Origin of the sequence: Loktanella sp. Alg231-35, from assembly GCF_900143545.1 — a bacterium.
Lineage (GTDB): Bacteria > Pseudomonadota > Alphaproteobacteria > Rhodobacterales > Rhodobacteraceae > Yoonia.
Genome location: NZ_FREV01000003.1, coordinates 191,268 through 210,264 on the forward strand (window position 1 = coordinate 191,268; position 18,997 = coordinate 210,264).

19 protein-coding genes are annotated in these 18,997 nt (G+C 58.0%); 10 read left to right on the forward strand and 9 right to left on the reverse strand.

What is annotated here, in order from left to right:
• Window positions 1–51: 51 nt before the first annotated feature.
• The 5 genes from DHN10_RS07880 to glmM all read left to right on the forward strand — a co-directional run bounded on the left by DHN10_RS07880 (window position 52) and on the right by glmM (window position 6,833).
• Window positions 52–2,601, forward strand: a complete 2,550-nt coding sequence (locus DHN10_RS07880; protein ID WP_108814727.1) for a putative PEP-binding protein — start codon at window positions 52–54, stop codon at window positions 2,599–2,601.
• A gap of 196 nt (window positions 2,602–2,797) precedes the next feature.
• Window positions 2,798–3,466, forward strand: coding sequence for a cell wall hydrolase (locus DHN10_RS07885; RefSeq protein ID WP_234417078.1), 669 nt, complete (start codon window positions 2,798–2,800; stop codon window positions 3,464–3,466).
• Window positions 3,467–3,562: 96 nt separating this feature from the next.
• Window positions 3,563–4,483 (forward strand): dihydroneopterin aldolase, encoded by a 921-nt coding sequence (locus DHN10_RS07890; RefSeq protein WP_108814729.1) that lies wholly within the window; start codon window positions 3,563–3,565, stop codon window positions 4,481–4,483.
• The gene (gene folP, locus DHN10_RS07895) at window positions 4,480–5,493 is read left to right on the forward strand and encodes a dihydropteroate synthase (protein ID WP_108814731.1); all 1,014 of its coding nucleotides are present in this window, start codon (window positions 4,480–4,482) and stop codon (window positions 5,491–5,493) included. Before DHN10_RS07890 ends, folP begins: the two co-directional genes overlap by 4 nt.
• Window positions 5,490–6,833 (forward strand): phosphoglucosamine mutase, encoded by a 1,344-nt coding sequence (gene glmM / locus DHN10_RS07900; RefSeq protein WP_108814733.1) that lies wholly within the window; start codon window positions 5,490–5,492, stop codon window positions 6,831–6,833. The genes folP and glmM overlap by 4 nt, the downstream gene beginning before the upstream one ends.
• Here the strand turns inward: glmM and DHN10_RS07905 are convergent.
• The 3 genes from DHN10_RS07905 to ilvC form a co-directional block, all read right to left on the reverse strand.
• Entirely contained in the window at window positions 6,830–7,681 is an 852-nt protein-coding gene (locus tag DHN10_RS07905; RefSeq protein WP_108814735.1) for a DUF533 domain-containing protein, read from the reverse strand. The genes glmM and DHN10_RS07905 overlap by 4 nt on opposite strands.
• A 70-nt stretch (window positions 7,682–7,751) precedes the next feature.
• The gene (locus DHN10_RS07910) at window positions 7,752–8,657 is read right to left on the reverse strand and encodes a DMT family transporter (RefSeq protein ID WP_108814736.1); all 906 of its coding nucleotides are present in this window, start codon (window positions 8,655–8,657) and stop codon (window positions 7,752–7,754) included.
• Between the two features lie 86 nt (window positions 8,658–8,743).
• Window positions 8,744–9,766 (reverse strand): ketol-acid reductoisomerase, encoded by a 1,023-nt coding sequence (gene ilvC / locus DHN10_RS07915; protein WP_108814738.1) that lies wholly within the window; start codon window positions 9,764–9,766, stop codon window positions 8,744–8,746.
• A 131-nt stretch (window positions 9,767–9,897) separates the two neighbouring features.
• On the opposite strand from ilvC, the gene DHN10_RS07920 reads away from it, so the two are divergent.
• The 3 genes from DHN10_RS07920 (at window position 9,898) to DHN10_RS07930 (ending at window position 12,085) form a co-directional block, all read left to right on the forward strand.
• Complete coding sequence (locus tag DHN10_RS07920; protein ID WP_108815135.1) at window positions 9,898–10,353, forward strand: Lrp/AsnC family transcriptional regulator; 456 nt, start codon at window positions 9,898–9,900, stop codon at window positions 10,351–10,353.
• Complete coding sequence (locus DHN10_RS07925; RefSeq protein ID WP_108814740.1) at window positions 10,350–10,802, forward strand: Lrp/AsnC family transcriptional regulator; 453 nt, start codon at window positions 10,350–10,352, stop codon at window positions 10,800–10,802. The genes DHN10_RS07920 and DHN10_RS07925 overlap by 4 nt, the downstream gene beginning before the upstream one ends.
• 155 nt (window positions 10,803–10,957) lie before the next feature.
• Window positions 10,958–12,085: an aminotransferase class V-fold PLP-dependent enzyme gene (locus tag DHN10_RS07930; protein ID WP_108815136.1), complete on the forward strand. Its 1,128-nt coding sequence runs from the start codon at window positions 10,958–10,960 to the stop codon at window positions 12,083–12,085.
• Here DHN10_RS07930 and DHN10_RS07935 read toward each other — a convergent pair.
• Both DHN10_RS07935 and DHN10_RS07940 read right to left on the reverse strand, forming a co-directional pair.
• The gene (locus tag DHN10_RS07935; RefSeq protein ID WP_108815137.1) at window positions 12,082–13,272 is read right to left on the reverse strand and encodes a UbiH/UbiF family hydroxylase; all 1,191 of its coding nucleotides are present in this window, start codon (window positions 13,270–13,272) and stop codon (window positions 12,082–12,084) included. The genes DHN10_RS07930 and DHN10_RS07935 overlap by 4 nt on opposite strands.
• A 38-nt stretch (window positions 13,273–13,310) precedes the next feature.
• Complete coding sequence (locus DHN10_RS07940; protein WP_108814741.1) at window positions 13,311–13,958, reverse strand: pyrimidine 5'-nucleotidase; 648 nt, start codon at window positions 13,956–13,958, stop codon at window positions 13,311–13,313.
• Between the two features lie 99 nt (window positions 13,959–14,057).
• Here DHN10_RS07940 and DHN10_RS07945 point away from each other — a divergent pair, with 99 nt between their 5' ends.
• Window positions 14,058–14,711, forward strand: a complete 654-nt coding sequence (locus tag DHN10_RS07945) for a GntR family transcriptional regulator (protein WP_108815138.1) — start codon at window positions 14,058–14,060, stop codon at window positions 14,709–14,711.
• Between the two features lie 2 nt (window positions 14,712–14,713).
• On the opposite strand, the gene carA is transcribed toward DHN10_RS07945, so the two are convergent.
• On the reverse strand, window positions 14,714–15,850 hold the full coding sequence (gene carA / locus DHN10_RS07950; protein WP_108815139.1) for a glutamine-hydrolyzing carbamoyl-phosphate synthase small subunit: 1,137 nt from the start codon (window positions 15,848–15,850) through the stop codon (window positions 14,714–14,716).
• A gap of 175 nt (window positions 15,851–16,025) precedes the next feature.
• Between carA and DHN10_RS07955 the strand changes: the two genes are divergently transcribed.
• Window positions 16,026–16,487, forward strand: coding sequence for a GatB/YqeY domain-containing protein (locus DHN10_RS07955; RefSeq protein WP_108815140.1), 462 nt, complete (start codon window positions 16,026–16,028; stop codon window positions 16,485–16,487).
• Between the two features lie 153 nt (window positions 16,488–16,640).
• Here DHN10_RS07955 and bioB read toward each other — a convergent pair whose 3' ends face one another.
• The 3 genes from bioB to DHN10_RS07970 all read right to left on the reverse strand — a co-directional run bounded on the left by bioB (window position 16,641) and on the right by DHN10_RS07970 (window position 18,851).
• Window positions 16,641–17,603, reverse strand: a complete 963-nt coding sequence (bioB, locus tag DHN10_RS07960) for a biotin synthase BioB (protein WP_108814743.1) — start codon at window positions 17,601–17,603, stop codon at window positions 16,641–16,643.
• Window positions 17,603–18,166: a biotin transporter BioY gene (locus DHN10_RS07965; protein ID WP_108814745.1), complete on the reverse strand. Its 564-nt coding sequence runs from the start codon at window positions 18,164–18,166 to the stop codon at window positions 17,603–17,605. The genes bioB and DHN10_RS07965 overlap by 1 nt, the downstream gene beginning before the upstream one ends.
• 82 nt (window positions 18,167–18,248) lie before the next feature.
• The gene (locus tag DHN10_RS07970) at window positions 18,249–18,851 is read right to left on the reverse strand and encodes a GntR family transcriptional regulator (RefSeq protein WP_108814747.1); all 603 of its coding nucleotides are present in this window, start codon (window positions 18,849–18,851) and stop codon (window positions 18,249–18,251) included.
• Between the last annotated feature and the right edge of the window lie 146 nt (window positions 18,852–18,997).

Sequence of the window (18,997 nt, forward strand, 5' to 3'; positions counted from 1 at the left end):
ACCGGCGGGGTTTCTCCCCTATGCTGCGCTTGAACAATCAATGGTGCCGCAGTGCAGCAACAGACAACATATGGTCCGCTGACCCTGATCACATCCACAGCACCCATGTCGGCGGCGGTGCATGGTGGGCGTGCGAAATGTCTGCAACGGCTGATCCGTCTGGACATGCCCGTACCCGTGACGGTCGCGCTGTCCTTTGATGCGGTGCATGAGGCGGCACTGGGCAATCTGCCTGATATGGATCAACTGATCGCACCTTTCGGGGCTGATCCGCTGCTGTCCGTGCGCCCCTCTAGCCTGAACCCAGATTGGGGCGGGCCAAGTGCCATATTGAACGTTGGGATGAACGATACTTGCCACGCCATGCTGTCCGAACGGATGGGCGTGCAGGCCGCCACCAAGATGTATCTGCGTTTCATCCAGTCCTATGCGATCCACGTCGCCCGGCTGGACCCCGATGAGTTTTATCTGCCCGATGTGGCCGACGCCTCTAGCCTGAAGGCGATGCTGAATACCTTTGAGTTTGAAACGGACACGCCGTTTCCTCAGGACGTCTCTGTGCAATTGGCCGAAGTGCTGCGCTCTATGGCGCGGGCATGGGACGGCACAACCGCGCGGCTGCTTCGTGAGGCGAAGGGCGCGCCTGTTGATGCAGGCCTCGGTTTGGTCGTGCAGGCGATGGCCATTGGCATGGGCGAAGACGAAAGCGGGCAGGGCGTTATCCAATTTGTCGATAGCACCTCGGGTGAGCCAAAGATCATTGGCCGTTATGTCAGCGAAGGCCAGATCAAAGGCCGCGATGTGGCCCCCGATGCCGAAGGCGCGATCTACCTGACCCGCGATCCGCGTGGCCCGTCGCTCGAAGATTTGTGCCCCGCGCAATACGCCGAGCTGGTATCTTATGGCGATATCTGTCGCCGCCGATTGCGCGAAGAGATGGAAGTGAAGTTCACGCTGCACGATGGTGCGGTCCAGATTCTGGACGCGATCCGGGTGCAGCGGTCTTCGCGCGCTTCGGTCGCGATTGCCGTGGCTTTGGCGACAGATCAGGTGATCCCCCGCGAAGAAGCAGTGATGCGGGTTGAGCCTGCGGCGCTGTCGGAGCTGCTGCACCGGCAGGTCGATCCTGACGCGGACCGCGATGTGATCGTCAGCGGAATTGCCGCAAGCCCCGGTGCCGCGACCGGCCGGATTGTTCTGACCGCGCAGGATGCGCAGGCCAGTGCCGCGCGTAGCGAGGCCTGCGTGCTGGTGCGTCGCGAAACCACGCCAGAGGACATTCGGGGCATGCATGCCGCACAGGCCGTTCTTACGATGCGCGGCGGGGTGACCAGCCATGCGGCGGTGATTGGCCGTGGCTTGGGCGTGCCTTGTGTTGTGGGTGCCTCTGACCTGACGATTGACCTTAAGAAAGGCCGCATCGTTTGCCCAAATGGGCGCGAATTTCGCACTGGCGACCGCATCACCGTTGATGGCACCACAGGCCAGATCCTTGCAGGTGAGCCGCCGATGTTAGAGGCCGCACTTGATGGCGCCTTTGGCACGCTGCTGGAATGGGCCGACGAATTCCGCGACATTGGCGTGCGCGCCAATGCCGATACCCCAGCCGATGCGCAGACCGCCCGTAACTTTGCCGCCGAAGGCATTGGCCTTTGCCGGACCGAGCATATGTTCTTTGACGGTGACCGTTTGGGTGTCATGCGCGAGATGATCTTTGCCGAGGAAAGCGATGACCGCCGCGCGGTTCTTGACCGTCTTCTGCCAATGCAGCGCGCCGATTTTCAGGCCTTATTCGAGATTATGGCAGGCGAGACCGTCTGCGTCCGCCTGTTTGACCCGCCGCTCCATGAATTCCTGCCATCTGATAAGGCGGGTCTGCGCGATCTGGCCGAACAGGTAGCCTTGCCCTTGCCCGAAGTGGCCGAGCGTGTGAACGCGCTGACCGAATACAACCCCATGCTGGGCATGCGCGGCGTGCGTCTGGGTATCGCCATCCCTGAGATCTACGACATGCAGGCCCGCGCCATCTTTGAGGCGCTGGTGGCTGTCGGCAAGAAAGGCATCACGATCAAGGTTGAGATCATGATCCCGCTTGTCAGTGCGATGCGCGAGGTCGAGCTGATGAAGGCCCGCATCGATGGTGTGGCCAATGCCGTCTGGGCGCGCACCAAGACACATGCCGAATACCGGCTGGGTGTGATGGTGGAAACACCACGCGGCGCGTTGCGTGCGCAAGATATTGCGGAACATGCGCAGTTCCTCTCCTTTGGCACCAATGATCTGACCCAGATGACCTATGGGTTGTCGCGCGATGACGCGGGGCGGTTTATGTCGTCTTATGTCCAGCAGGGTGTTTATGCCGAAGATCCGTTTCACACCCTCGATATCGAAGGGGTGGGCGAGCTTATCTCGCTCGGTGCGGAACGAGGGCGGCTGGGGCGGCCTGATGTGGTTCTGGCAATCTGTGGCGAGCATGGCGGGACACGCCCGGCCATCGCATTTTGCCGCCAGCACAAGTTCGATTATGTCTCTTGTTCACCATTTCGTGTGCCGGTTGCGCGACTCACCGCTGCACAGTTGGCCCTCGCAGAGCGGGTATGACCGCCGTGCAACACTAGATGTTGTGTCTTTTTGGCCGCAGATTGGCCTATTTCTACGAAATAGTCCGTTGTAATCGCAGGTTGTGTTGCCGCTTTGCCAACAGTCCAGAGCGAGGGGTAGACGCAAACGTCACCTTCGGTTAGAGACCACGGCGCTAGCGCGGAGCATTTCCGCGTGTTTCCTGGGTGGGAAAGAAATGTTGACTGTACGGACGATTTTCGCCGTGATTTCTGCGGCAATGATGGCTTTTGCGGCAACCGCTGCAACTGCCGATGAACTACTCGCAAGCCGTTTGGGCGCGATTTTGGGCCAGGAGCGTCAGGCGCTCTCTGTTGTTCCCGACGCCCGATTGAGCATGCTGACAAGCCTACCACCAGCCAATGAACGGGGTGTCGATACCACAAATCGCCTGATCTATGATCGCGATTTTCTGGCGGAACAACCTGCGGCTTCTGGTGGCGACCAATGGGAATGTCTGGCCGAGGCGCTATATTTTGAGGCGCGCGGTGAATCTGTGCGCGGCATGTTTGCCGTGGGCGAGGTGATCCTGAACCGCGTAGATACTGATGCGTACCCAGACACTTTGTGTGGTGTGATCAATCAGGGCACAGGACGTCGGTATGCCTGCCAGTTTACCTACACTTGTGATGGCCGCGCCGAAACAATCGGCGACCCACGGTCATGGGAACGCGTCGGCAAGGTTGCTCGCATCCTGATCGATGGTGCCCCGCGTGCCCTGACCGGTGGTGCGACGCATTATCATACCAAGGCGGTGAACCCGTCCTGGGCGCGTCGGTTCCCACGCACCGCATCGATTGGGTCGCACTACTTCTATCGCCAGCCAATCCGCACGGCGTCCAAGTAACGTCGCATGACGCAGGGTGGGCGTCGTCCCTGACGCTTGCCGCCTCGCTTGCGTCCTTGTATCTCGGACAGGCCTGATACAGCGACGGACTGCCCTATGACTGACGATATTCGCCTCGCGTTTGCCCATCCCAGTGAACGTGCTGCTGCCAGCAGCACGACCCCCTGCGACAGGATTTCCCTGCGCGACTATGTGGTCGAGGTCGAGATAGGGGCGTTCCAGCAGGAACGCGGCACATTGCAGCGTGTACGCTTTAACGTGGTGGTAGAGGTGCTGCCACTGTCGGGACCCATCGACGATGATGTGGACCGCATTCTGTCTTATGACAAAGTGACCGAGGCGATCGGTGTTGAGCTTGAGGCAGAGCGCATCAATCTGCTCGAAACCCTGGCCGCGCGTGTTGCAGAGCGTATCTTGCTGGAACCGCAGGCCGAACGGGTCTTTGTTCGGATCGAAAAACTGGACCGCGGCCCATTCTCGCTTGGGGTTGAGATCGTGCGCGCGCGTGATGGTGTCAATCTTGCCGGTCAGGAACATGTCGAAGCCCCACATCCGCGCGTTATTTACCTGTCAAACGCCGCCATCGCGGCACCACATCTGGCCACTTGGATTGATCAGCTCAGCGCGTTGGACGCCCCGTTGATCATCTGCGTTGGCGCGTCTGATGCGCCTGCACCGCAAACCGGCAACGCACTGTCTCAGCGCCGCGTTGATCTGCTGGCGATAGAACAAAACGCCTGGACATTGGCCGCCCGTGACAGGCGCTGCATGGTGGTTGGCACACGGACCGAACTGGACTGGGCGATGAAGAACGACCAGATTTGCATCTGGGCACCCTCAAAGATCGTGCTGGACGCAGTGGACGGCCCGTCTGCCAGCCCACGCGATGCTGTCACCTTGGCCGCGTGGTTCGCAGCCGAAATGGAAGCCAAGGAACTTTGGGTGTTTGGTGCCGACGCGCCCGAAAGCACGATCAGCACGCGTGTGATCGCTGTGGATCAAGCCAGCCTGACATGACCCAGTACTATCGCCCCGTCGCGCGGTTTGGCGAAGTGCCAACGCCGCAGAGCCTCCCTTTGGCCGGGGGCCTGTGTTGGTTTGATACGGTCGCAATCCACGTGCGCGGCGGCGGTTTGCAGCATATCCCAGCCAATGAGGTGCCCGCCGACGTGTCAGAGCGGCTGACAGCGCATCGCGCACCGATTGCTGGCATGGATATGGGTGCGCCACAGACCATGGGCATCCTGAACGTTACACCGGATAGTTTTTCCGATGGTGGGCAATTCAACGCACCCCGACAGGCGCTGGAACATGCTTTGGCCATGCAGGCCGAGGGGGCCGCGATCATCGACGTGGGCGGCGAAAGCACCCGCCCCGGTGCGGCAGAAGTCCAGATCGCCGACGAAATCGCGCGCACCGCACCGGTGATCGCGGCAATCCGCGCGCAAAGCGATGTGCCGATCTCCATTGATACACGCAAAGCCAAGGTCGGGCGTGCGGCGCTGGATGCCGGGGCAAATCTTGTGAACGATGTGGCGGCCTTCACCTATGACCCGGAACTGGCCAAGGTCGCCGCCAAATCTGACGTGCCGGTCTGCGTGATGCATGCGCAAGGCTCGCCCGAGACAATGCAGCATGACCCCAGCTATGATGATGTGCTGTTGGATGTGTATGATTTTCTGGCGGAACGGGTAGACGCCGCTGTTGCAGCGGGCATTCCGCGTGATCAGATTGTCGTCGATCCCGGCATCGGCTTTGGCAAGACCGTGGAACACAACCTTGCGCTGCTCCGCGGTATCGCGATTTTTCACGGGCTGGGCTGTCCGATCCTGCTTGGGGCCTCGCGCAAGCGCTTTATTGGCACCATTGGTGGTGGGACAGACGCGACCGACCGCGTAAGCGGATCTGTGGCTGTGGCGCTTTTTGGCGCACGCAGGGGCGTGCAAATCCTGCGGGTTCACGATATCTTTGCCACCAAACAGGCGTTGGACCTGGAATGGGCAATCGGCGGGGCGGCAATGACATGACACGCAAACTCTTTGGCACTGACGGTGTGCGCGGCACGGCAAACACCTATCCAATGACCGCCGAGATGGCGTTGAAAATCGGATCAGCCGCCGGGCGGTTCTTTCGCAACGATGGATCAAACGGGCACCGTGTGGTGATCGGTAAAGACACGCGGCTGTCAGGCTATATGTTTGAAAATGCGCTGACGGCGGGCCTGACCAGCACGGGCATGAATGTGTTGTTGCTGGGGCCGGTGCCGACACCTGCAGTGGGTCTGCTGACCACATCTATGCGCGCCGATTTGGGGATCATGATCTCGGCCAGCCATAACCCGCACCACGACAACGGGATCAAGTTCTTTGGGCCGGATGGTTTCAAGCTGTCAGATGCTGCTGAAGTGGACATCGAGGCACTGATCAGTGGTGAAATCGAACCTGCTCAGACGCAGAATATCGGTCGGGTCAAACGGATTGATGATGGCCGTTTTCGCTATGCCGAACGGATCAAATCAACCTTCCCTGCAGGCATGCGTCTGGATGGGCTAAAGGTGGTGATCGATTGCGCCAATGGGGCCGCTTACCGCGTCGCACCAGAGGTGCTGTGGGAACTGGGCGCCACGGTCATTCCCGTGGGCGTGAACCCTGATGGTTTCAACATCAACAATGGCTGCGGTTCAACCAGCACGGCTGCGGCGGCAGAAACGATCCTGCGCGAAGGGGCGCATGTAGGCATTTGCCTTGATGGTGATGCGGATCGTGTAATGATCCTTGATGAAAAAGGTCAAGTCGCGGATGGCGATCAGATCATGGCGCTGATGGCAGGGCGTTGGGCCGATCAAGAGCGGCTCAACGGGGGCACATTGGTTGCGACGGTTATGTCCAATCTGGGGTTGGAGCGGTATCTTGACGGGCGCGGCTTGCGTCTTGAACGCACCAGCGTCGGTGACCGTTACGTGGTCGAGGCGATGCGCGCCAATGGCTGGAACCTAGGGGGCGAGCAATCCGGCCACATCGTGATGACCGATTATGCCACAACTGGTGACGGGCTTTTGGCTGGGTTGCAGTTTCTGGCGGCGATGATCGAAACCGGGCAACCGGCCAGCACGCTGACCAAGAGTTTTGACACCGTGCCGCAGATGCTCAAGAACGTGCGCTATGCAGCAGGGCAGGACCCGTTGGGTGCGGCACAGGTGCAGAAATCAATCGCGGATGCAGAAGTAAAGCTGTCAGGCAAAGGCCGCTTGCTGATCCGCAAATCCGGGACAGAGCCGCTGATCCGCGTCATGGCTGAATGCGAAGACGACGACCTGCTTTCACAGGTCGTCGACGGAATTGTTGCAGAGGTTGAAGCAGCGGTTTAGGCGGGCGCTGCGGCGCCGCCAACAACCTCGGCCATAAGGGATTGCACGGTTCCACCGTCCATGCCCATGGCCCGCGCCAGACCACCAACAAAGACTTGTTCTTTGCCGTCCAACTTGCCGTCAGCGGCAACAACCATCAACACACCGCGCATCATATCAAGCTGCTCTGGCTTCGTGCGGCCATTGATCAGACGCTTGTGGCCTTTCAGATCAAGGGTCTCTTCGGCCAGATCCGCCATGCGCTTGACGTCTTCCATTGCGAAAATCGTGCCTGTCATTTCTTCCGCGGCTTGTTTGATCATCGCCACCTCGGATGGTGCGATGTAGCCGTCAGCTTTGGCCGCATGGCACATGGCATCAAGGATAGCTTGGGCCGCCGGCGTGGCATCTGCCATTATCGCGATGCGCTGACCACGGCGCTTTTGGACGGCCAGCAGTTTGAACCCGGCAAAGGCCAGAACCGCAATCAAAAGACCAAAACCCCAGAACCCTTCGGCCAGTGATTTCATCGACAGTTTGGGCTGCAAAGGAACGTCTGCCGGGATCATGCCCGCGGCTTGCGCGCTTTCAAGTTCTGTCGCGGTGAACTCGTAATACTGCTCGCTCTGGCAGTTGTTCGATGCAAGGGCGTAGCCAGTCAGCGACCGCCAGACATTCACGAAGATAATTGAATGCGTCTCAACAAAGTGACACAGGGCCAATGGGCCGGTCTCGTCTTCAAATTCTGTGGGGCTGACGAAAACCAGCTGTTCGGCAGTGCCATATCCGCCGCCACGCCGGGCGTCGGCCTGGGTGGCCATGGAGGTGAGAACGATGGCCATAAAAAGGCCGGAAACAAAGTGACGCATGAGTAACTCCAGAATTGCGATAGCAGCTCTGTGAGTGGGCAATGTGTCTACAATGTGTGGAAAATCCTATTTAACTTTGACGTGTGAAGATTCGCCGCAAGCTCGCCCATTGGCTGATCATCAGACCCAGCATGATGAGGCCGAGGGCGGCAAAGAAACGCAGGGGCAGGACTTCGCTCAGGACCCACGCTCCAAAGATCATGGACCAGACCGGCACCTGATAATTCACCAAAGTCATAAAAATCGCACCCGCCGACCGGATCGTGGCCACCCGGATCAATGCGGCCAATGCGGTAGGGATGAACCCCAGCACGATGATCGCGATGGTCGGACGGGCGGCACCAACCGTGGGCAGGCCTTCGAAAATCAGCATAGCGGGGATAAGCGCCGCCGCACCGATGGTCAGCAACAGGGCCGCCATCGTGATCGGGTCAATCGGCGGGCAGCGGCGCGTCATGACGCTTGAGATTGCATAGGAGATGGACGCGGCGATGCAGGCAATCTGGCCCAAAGGCTCCATCCCGGTCCCAATGCGCATCACACCGGGGCCGATCAGGACGATGGCACCGACAAATCCCAGAATGACGCCCAAGCTGTTACGCAGGCTCATCTTTTCGTCAGTGAACATATGGGCAAGGGGAAGGACAAAGAGCGGCAAAGCGGCCATTGAGATGCCAGCAAAGGCAGACGGCACAAACTGCTGCCCCCAGCTGAGCAAGGCAAAGGGCAGGGCTGTGTTCAGCAAGCCGATGGCGATCAGATACGTCCACATCCGAGTGTTGAAGGTCGGCAAAGGACGCTTAAGCGCGCGCATCAGGATCAGGAGTGCGGCCGCGCCCAACGTGGTGCGGGCGCAGGCGACGGTGAGCGGGCCGTACCCTTCCAATGCGATAGCCACGACCATAAACGTCGCCCCCCAGATCAAACCGAGAGCGGCAATAGAAAGCCAGTTCGCAAGGGTGGGTTGGGTGGTCATGGGTGTCCTACAAAGCAGAAAAGGCCCGGATAAAGACCGGGCCTTTCCATTGTGTAAGGTGGATCATGATCCACCTTACATGTCGATCAGTTCTTCGCTTTATCGACCATCTTACCTGCGGAAATCCAAGGCATCATTCCGCGCAGCTTTTCACCGACCTGCTCGATCTGGTGCTCATCGTTGATGCGGCGTGTCGCCTTGAAGTAAGGCTGGCCCACGGCATTTTCCTGCATGAAGTCACGCACGAATTTACCGGTCTGGATGTCTGTCAGCACGTCTTTCATGCGCTTCTTAGTCTCATCATACGGCAGGACGCGCGGACCAGAGACATACTCACCATACTCAGCCGTGTTCGAGATGGAGTAGTTCATGTTCGCGATGCCACCTTCATAGATCAGGTCCACGATCAGCTTGGTTTCGTGCAGGCACTCAAAGTAAGCCATTTCAGGCTCGTAGCCGGCCTCAACCAGTGTTTCAAAGCCCATGCGGATCAGCTCAACGATACCACCGCACAGAACGGCCTGCTCACCAAAGAGGTCGGTTTCGCATTCCTGACGGAAGTTCGTTTCGATGATGCCAGAGCGGCCGCCGCCAATGGCGGAACAGTACGACAGGCCGATTTCCATCGCCTTACCGGTCGCATCATGATCCACAGCAACAAGGCAAGGCACGCCGCCACCTTTGGTGTATTCGCCGCGTACGGTGTGGCCGGGGCCTTTGGGGGCCATCATGATCACGTCAACGCCGGGCTTGGGTTCGATCAGGCCGAAGTGGACATTCAGGCCGTGAGCAAAGGCAATGGCAGAGCCTTCTTTGATGTTGTCATGAACATATTTCTTGTATGTCTCTGCCTGCAATTCATCGGGCATTGTGAACATGATCACGTCGCACCAAGCAGCCGCTTCCGCGATACCCATGACCTTAAGGCCTTCACCTTCGGCTTTGGCAGCAGAAGCAGAGCCTTCGCGCAGCGCCACAACAAGGTTCTTTGCACCGCTGTCGCGCAGGTTCAGCGCGTGGGCGTGGCCCTGGGAGCCGTAGCCGAGAATGGCAACTTTTTTGTCTTTGATCAGGTTCACATCGCAATCGCGATCATAATAAACGCGCATAAGGCATTCCTTTGGTTGGGTTTCTGACTTGCGTTATAGCTGCTGTCGCGTGTGTTGCGAGTGTTGCTTTCCGATTTTCTTGGAGTAAGTGAAGATTGCTATTCGCCATTTTGAATATTATGAGCATTTTCATGCTTGATGATGTCGATCGCCGTCTTTTGCGCCTGTTACAGGCTGATCCTGCCACCTCTGTGCCTGATCTGGCTGGGGCGGTGGGGCTGACGGCCGCGCGGATCACCCGCCGTCTGGACCGCCTGCGTCAGGATCGTGTTATCCAAGGCAGCCATGTCACCATCAACTGGCCTGCTTTGGGCTATGCGGTGTCAGTCAGTCTGCGGATCACATTGGACAAAACTGTCGCTCGTGCCTTTGACGAATTTATCGACGCCGCGCGCGCCGTGGCCGAGGTGATCGAGATCCAGACCTTTCTGGGCCGTGTTGACGTGCGCCTGTCCCTGATCGCCAAGGATTTGGCGGATTATCAGCGTATCTACCGTGAACAGGTTCTGACCTTGCCCCATATTGCCGATATCGAGGCGTTGATGACCGTTGCCACCGTCAAATCCAACGAAAGCCTTCCGCTATGATCTTGGATACGCAGGATCGGGCTTTGTTGCGGGCATTGGTTGCCAGTGCAGATCAGTCGACCACGCAATTGGGCCAGAAGCTGGGGCTTAGCCAACCTGCGACTTGGCGGCGCATGCGTCGTTTGCAGGATGCCGGTGTGATTGCCGGTCGGCGGCTGGTGCTGGATGCTGAGAAGGTGGGTTTTGGGGTCACCGTGTTTCTGGGTGTGAAACTGGCGACCAAAGGCCGTGTCAGCCTTGAAGATTTTGAGCGCGCCGTAGGGGCGATCCCCGAAGTGCAAAGCGTTGATCACGTGCTGGGGCTTTATGATTATCGGTTGCGCGTCGTCGCCCGTGATCTGGCCGATTTTGAGCGGGTCCTGCGCCGCCGCATCATGACCATGCCTGGCGTGGGCGATGTAGAGGCGAATGTTCTGCTTAGCGAAGAACGCAGGCCGGGTCCGATTTAGCCCTTTTGTAGGTTGTGACGCTTAGCCTGACGCGCGACTGATACCAATGGTATTTGCGATGCTCCGGCCGATGAACGGGGCTTTGTATACCAAAATAGGCTTTGCGTTGCGATGCGTCAGGCAATAGCCATGGTCCATACTTGAAGGAGATGATGATGGGCGGCGCATATTCAGAAATTGATCCAGATGGGCTGATGGAGTTTTCAGTGGTCTTCACTGATCGCTCTCTCAATCATATGTCCAAAGCTTTTCAAGGTGTTATGACCGACATCTCATCGATGTTGAAAGAGGTCTATAACGCCGATCACGTGGCGCTTGTCCCCGGTGGCGGCACCTACGGGATGGAAGCCGTAGCGCGCCAGTTCGGAGCAGATGCCCACGCGCTGATCGTGCGCAATGGCTGGTTCTCCTACCGCTGGACCCAGATTTTTGAGGCGGGCAATTTTACGGCCGACACAACCGTTATGAAAGCGCGCCAATCGGGCAATGACACCCGCGCGCCATTTGCACCTGCACCCATCGAGGATGTGACAGCCGCAATTCGTGACGCTAAACCCGATGTGGTCTTTGCCCCGCATGTTGAAACCTCTGCCGGGATCATCCTGCCGGACGATTATCTGACGGCGATGGCCGCTGCCGCTCATGAAGTGGGTGCATTGATGGTGCTGGATTGCATCGCGTCGGGCTGCGCCTGGGTCGATATGAAGGCCACCGGCGTTGATGTGCTGATTTCGGCCCCGCAAAAGGGCTGGTCTGCGACCCCATGCGCGGGCTTGGTGATGATGTCAGAGCGTGCGGTCGCACGCATGGCGGACACGGTATCAAATTCCTTCGCGGTGGATCTCAAGAAATGGCACAGCATCATGCAAGCCTATGAGGGCGGCGGGCATGCCTATCATGCCACGATGCCCACGGATGGATTGCGCGCCTTCCGCGACACGATGCAGGAAACCCAAGCGTTTGGTTTTGACAAACTGCGCGATGCACAATGGGCCTTGGGCAATGCCGTCCGCAAAGTGCTCGCGGACAAAGGCATTCGTTCGGTCGCCGCCGAAGGGTTTGGCGCGCCGGGTGTTGTCGTCAGCTACACCGATGACCCTCATGTGCAGAACGGGTCCAAATTTGCCGCGTTAGGTATGCAGATCGCAGCAGGTGTTCCGTTGCAATGTGACGAACCTGACGATTTCCGCACATTCCGGCTTGGGCTTTTTGGCCTAGACAAACTTTATGACGTGGATGCTACGCTGGGCCGTCTGGTGCCTGTGCTGGACAAGGTGCTTTAGCGCGCGCCCAATCCCATTTGCATCAGCGCCTTGCGCACCGGGGCGACGCCATAAAGCGCCTCAATCCCCTTAGTGCGCAAGCTTTGAAATGCCGGGTTGCCTGCGATTGACGCTCGGTTAAGCGCATCAATCCCGGTCACCCGCAGCTTGATGTCCGGGTGCCGCTTGCGCGCGTAACCGTCCAACATCGCAGGTGTGCCAAGGGCTGTGGGCTGCGCCTGTGCCAGTTCCAGCAAGCAAGCCAGATCCTTGAGAGACATGTTTAACCCCTGCGCGCCAATCGGCGGCATAACATGAGCGGCTTCTGCCACAAGGGCCGTGCGTGGGCCGGTGATCTGATGTGCGATCTGGCTGATGATGGGCCAGACGCCGCGTGGTGATGCCAGTTTAAGTGGACCATATAGAAAGGCTGAGCGGTCATTGGCCGCGGCTTCAAATTCGGTGTCTTGGAGGGCAGCCAGCCGCGCGACCTCTGCCCCGGTTTCCATCCAGACCACTGCCGAACAGGGCTTACCGTCATGATCAGGCAGGGGCACCAATGTGAACGGGCCTCCGGTGCGGTGTATCTCGGTCGAGACATTGTCGTGCGGTGCATCATGGGTGACGGCGAATGTCAGCGCTTTCTGCCCATAGCGGGTGGTTTTCACATCAATCCCGGCGGCTTGGCGCACGGCAGAGTGGCGTCCATCCGCACCGATCACCAGCTTGGCGGTACATTGGGTGTCATCGCTCAGCGTCACAATCGCCTCGGCGCTGCGCGGCAGCATGCTGCGAAACCCGGTGCCCGGACGGAAATCCACGTTTGGCAGTTCTTGCAGACGGGCGACCATTTCGCGGCGCAACAGCCAGTTGGGCAGGTTCCAGCCAAAGGGCTGTTGGGAAATATCAGCGGCGTCAAAATCGCGTGTGACATGGGTCTCGGTGCCCAGATCAACGATGCGCATGATCTGGAGCGGTGTGGCAAAAGCGGCGAGCCGGTCCCAAAGCCCTGCGGCTTGCAGGAATTGCTGAGCTGGCTGCAAAAACGCGGTTGTGCGCAGATCGGCACCTTCGGCGTCTGCAGTAGTGACAGGCGGGGCAGGGTCCACAATCACAACGTCAAAACCGGCGGTGCCAAAGGCGGCTGCGGCTGTCAGCCCGGCAACACCGCCGCCTGCGATGACGATATCAGTCTGTTTGCGTTCCATGTCCTTGACATAAGCCGCGGCCACCGTGGCGGAAAGGGTCAGCGGACCACCTGCGACAAGAAATCCGCAAGATTATCTGTGTGATGGTGAATGTGATCGCCAATCGCGGGCGTATCATGGACATGCACCGTGCGCATCCCCAAGGCATGTGGGACGGTCAGATTGCGCGCTTCATCCTCGAACATCGCGCCGGTTTTGGGCCGCACCCCGTCTTTGGCAAAAACCCGCGAAAACGCATCTTCTGTCGGTTTGGGTTTGAAATCAGCATGTTCCACGCCATAGACCGCATCAAACGCACGCGTCAGCCCGCGTGCGGCTAGCACGCGCTTGGCATGGTTGTAAGAGCCGTTGGTATAGACAATCTTGCGCCCCGGCAGTTCTGTGATGGCGGCCTGCAAGTCTGGGTCGCTGCGCAGATGCGACACATCAATATCATGCACATCCGCCAGAAAATGATGCGGATCAATGTCGTGATGCTCCATCAACCCGGCCAGTGTCGACCCATGCGACACCCAATAGGCGTGGCATAACTCTAGCGCTTTGCCCGCGTCCAACCCGGTGAGCCGCATAACATAGGCTTTGAACCGGACATCCATCTGCCCGAAAAGATCGTCAGAGGGCGGATATAGCGTGTTGTCGAGGTCAAAGACCCACGTGTCCACATGTAAGAAGTGCTGCGCAACCATGGCCGCACATTATGAGGGCCAATCCTCCCGCGCAATCGCTTTGGCTTGATCGTCGGGCATGCAGAGGCCTATGATCAGCAAAGTTTGAAAGGTTGCCTCATGCAGGACACACGTGCATCGCAAAAAGACGCCTATGATCTGATATTGGAGGCGATTGATAGTCATATCTACAAGCCCGGCGACAGGTTGGTGGAAAGCGAACTTGCAGATCGTTTTGGTGTTTCGCGGACGCCGATCCGCGAGGCGCTTCAACGGCTTGAAACACAGTCGCTGCTGACACGTGACGGGCGGTCGCTGATTGTGGCGTCGCTGGATCATTCACAACTGTCAGAGCTTTACGTAGTGCGGGGCGAATTGGAAGGGTTGGCGGCCAAGCTGGCGGCGCGCCATGCCGCGCCGGAAGAGGTTAAAGTGCTGCGTGATATGCTGGATGCAGATCAGAAACTGGCTGGTGATCCATCGGCACTCAGCCGCGCAAACCGCCGGTTTCACAAGCAAATCCACCTTGCCTCGCACAACCGTTTTCTGGTCAAGCAACTGGATCTGGTGCATCGGTCTATGGCGCTGTTGGCCACCACATCAATTGCTGCCGAAGGACGTGGCGAGGAAACCCTCGCTGAACACGCGGCAATTGTTTCGGCTATTGAGGCGGGCGACGGCGACGCCGCGTATCAGGCGCTGCGTAACCATATCTCTGAGGCTTTTGTGACCCGTCTGAAGCTGGATGCCGCCGCGGTTGAGGCAGCAGAGTAGGTTCAGGCGCTCATCGCTTTGGCAAAGCGTTCAAACAGATAGTAGCTGTCTTGCGGTCCGGGGCTGGCTTCGGGGTGGTATTGCACGCTGAAGACCGGGCGCCCGGCGATGCGAATCCCACAGTTGCTGCCATCAAACAGCGACACATGGGTTTCTTCCACGCCCTCGGGCAGGGTTTGGCTGTCCACAGTAAACCCGTGATTCATCGATGTGATCTCGACCTTGCCGGTTTCCATGTCCTTGACGGGGTGGTTGGCGCCGTGGTGGCCGTGGTTCATCTTGATCGTTGTGGCACCAACGGCGAGGGCCAGCATCTGGTGGCCAAGACAAATGCCAAAAACCGGTAGATCAGCCTCAAGGATACCCTTGATCATGGGTACCGCATATTCACCGGTCGCCGCCGGATCACCGGGGCCGTTGGACAGGAACACACCGTCAGGGTTCAGCGCCAATACCTCTTCGGCGGTGGCTGTCGCGGGCAGGACCGTCACATCGCAACCAGCGCTGGCAAGGCAGCGCAGGATGTTGCGTTTGGCCCCGAAGTCGATGGCCACAACTTTGTGTTTCGGGTCGGTCTGGGGCACGTAACCTTCGGGCCAGGCCCACCGCATTTCATTCCATTGGTAGGATTGCGCACAGGTGACGTCCTTGGCCAGATCAAGACCTTCCAACCCATTGAAAGAACGCGCTTTTTCAACCAAAGCGGCAATATCGAAATTGCCATCGGGGTCATGCGCCAATGCTACATGAGGTGCGCCTTGCTGGCGGATGGCGCGGGTCAGGCGGCGGGTGTCGACGCCGCCCATGCCAATGCGATTGCGCTTGGACAACCAGACCGTCAGTTCTTCGGTAGCGCGCCAGTTGGAGGACTGTGTCGGGTCCCATTTCACCACCATGCCAGCGGCAACCGGATCACCGGTTTCGTCATCTTCGGGGTTCACGCCTGTGTTGCCGATATGGGGGAAGGTGAAGGTCACGATCTGGCCCGCATATGAGGGATCGGTCATGATCTCCTGATAGCCGGTCATGGCAGTGTTAAAGCACAACTCTGCCACGGTTTCGCCCGTCGCACCAAAGCCAATCCCGTAAAAGATCGTGCCATCCGCAAGGGCCAGACAAGCCGTTGGTTTCTGCGTCATTTCCGATCTCTCCTGATGCCAAATCGTGCCGGGTTTACGCAGGCCCGCGCCCATGGTCAAGGCCGGATCACACCCTTGGAAACAAGGGCTGACGTCGGGACGGGCGCGCTTGTCAGCCTCAACCGCTTTCAGTAAGGTGGCGTTTCGTTTGACGACACATGCACGGGACAAATCAATGGACATGCGCGACAAGATCAACGCGGCCCTCAAGGACGCGATGCGATCAAAAGAGGCGGATCGCCTTTCCACGTTGCGGCTGATCAACGCCGCTATCAAGGACAAGGACATCGCCCTGCGTGGCACCACCGATGAAGAAGGCGGCGTCAGCAATGATGACGTGCTCGGCATTATGGGCCGTATGGTCAAACAACGCCAGGAAAGCGCGCGCGCCTATGAAGAAGGCGGGCGGCTGGAGCTGGCCGAAAAAGAGCTGTCCGAGATTAAGATCATCGAAGAGTTCCTGCCCAAGCAATTGAGCGAGGACGAAGCCGAAGCCGCCGTTGACGCGGCCATCGCCGAAGTGGGTGCGGCCAGCATCCGCGATATGGGCAAGGTCATGGGCGCGCTAAAGGCGAAATACACTGGGCGGATGGATTTTGGTAAGGCCGGTCCGATGGTGAAGGGGCGGTTGGGGTAGGCTATGGCTCCTGACCCCGGCGTGTGAGTGCCAATTGAGGCTAAGGTTCGCAAACAGCCCATACAAACCGATGCCGCAGCCTGTATGGATGTCCGCAATGATAACATATAAATGACCTACGCTGGCTTGTGATGGCACTCGCCTTGGGCCGTCCTATTCGCCCAGAATGCCCGACAATGTTTCAAACAGTGCATCATCCAGTGAAAGTCCACTATTAGGGGCGGTCAACAAGATGTCGCCGTAAAAGATCGAGTTTGCCCCAGCAAGGAAGCACAGGATTTGATCGCTAACAGAAAACCCGTCGCGCCCGGCAGAAAGGCGCACGCGTGTGTTTGGCATCAAGATTCGGGCGGTCGCGACCATGCGGATCATTTCGGGTGAGCTGACTCTCGGGAGGTGGCCCAACGGGGTACCGGGTACAGGGATCAACGCGTTCAGTGGAACGCTTTCGGGTTGGGGATCAAAACTGGCTAGTACCGCGAGCATATCAGCGCGGTCGCGTAGACTTTCACCCATCTCGATAATGCCGCCACAGCAAATCGTGATCCCAGCAGCACGTACATGGTCAAGTGTTTCAAGCCGATCGCGATACGTACGTGTTCCAATGATTTCAGCGTAAAAATCCGGTCCGGTATCAAGATTATGATTGTAAGCGGTCAGGCCAGCATCAGCGAGCGCCTGAGCCTGGTGTGGCAGAAGCATTCCAAGGGTGACACAAGCCTCCATCCCCAGATCGCGCACACCCCGCACCATGTTCAAGACGGCGTCGAATTCCGCGCCATCACGGACTTTACGCCAAGCCGCCCCCATGCAGAACCTTTCGGCTCCGGCAGATTGGGCTTGCTTGGCCATATTGATGACGGTCTGCGGATCCATGAAGTGTTCTTTTTGCAAGCCCACTTCTTTGTGGTGAACAGATTGCGGGCAATACGCACAATCTTCGGGGCAACCGCCAGTCTTGATGCTGACAAGGCTCGCTTTTTGGATGTCCTCTACATCATGATGTGCGCGGTGCACGGCGGCTGCTTCATGCACAAGGGTCAGCAGGGGCGCGCGAAGCAGCGCCTCCGCCTTGTCAGCCAGCTGATTATCAACAGGGTTTGTCTTATCCAGCATCAATCGCGTCCTTGCACCCTGCGAATAAGAGCAGTTGGCGCTGCTACGGTCAAAAGCGCTGCCAAAACAACTTTGCACAAATCACCGAAGAGAAAAGGAGTTACGCCAAATGCCAGCACCTTATCGCTTGGTACAAATTGCGATAGCCAGGCTACGCCCAAAGCATAAATCACAGCAAGTCCAAGAGGCATTGAAAGCGAACCATGACGGCGGCCAAAGCGGTCAGTTGCCCAACCAACCAAAATTGCGGCGACTAAGAAGCCAAGAAGGTAACCACCCGTTGGGCCGAACATATAGGCCAGTCCGATGCCTTTTTCTGGAGTGCCAGCAAAAACAGGCAAGCCAGCGGCGCCCGCCGCTAGATATGCCCCGACACTTGCAACGCCGAAGCGCAACCCGCCCAATCCCGCGACTAACAAGATTGTTGCGACCTGCATCGTCATCGGAACAGGCCAAAACGGAATTGTGATCTTGGCAGACAAGGTGATGAGCCCGACGGCGAGCGCAACTTTTGCAACATTTCCTACGGTGCGTTGTTGCGGTTTGGCGAGTGTTTGGGACATGGTTAGCCTTTTATAGATAAAATTGTGATTCGATTCATGATCGCACCAAATTTATCTATAGTAAAGTGAACACCCTTCCGTGTTAGGCGCGTTTCAGATGGCGCACCAATACTGCACAGGCCGCGGCAGCATCACCAGACTGCATTGCACGGACGATACTTGCGTGGTCGCGATCCGAAGACTGAACCCAATTTTGGTGCCATTTGGTATGAAATCTATGTGCGGATAAACGTTGCAGTTCTTCGATCTGCCTGAGCAAACGGGGGCGGCCACACGGTTTCAGAATGGCCATATGAAACGCGCGGTTGGCACTTTCCCATGAAATTGCGTCCGTTGCATCATCACATGACAATCGATGGCCTTCGATCTCTTTTAGGTTTTTATCCTGAAAATTAGTAACAGCAAGTCGAAGCGCGAGTGGTTCAAGCGCCAATCGCATCTCCTGAATTTCGACATGATCCGATGAGGCGAGGGCAACAACTCTAACGCCCTTGCGTGGTTCTGAGGTTGCAAGCTCCATCTGAACGAGCCGCTGAAGAGCTTCGCGAACGGGCACATGACTACACTGAAAACGGGACGCGATTGCATCCTGTGCCAATCGCGCTCCAGGTGATTGTTCGCCCCGGATGATTTCCTCGGCGATGGTATCTGCAATCAATTCCGATTTTATAGATAAGTTAGTCATAAATCTGGATTACCTCACTTCGCTAACGATGCGAAGCATAAACCAATTACTCTCTCGCCAGAAAATTCGGTCGTGCGGAAGGGCTAAAGCAGACGTTGTAAAAGAAATGGCTAAGGTCTGAAATGTCCGCATAACTGCCAATGGCT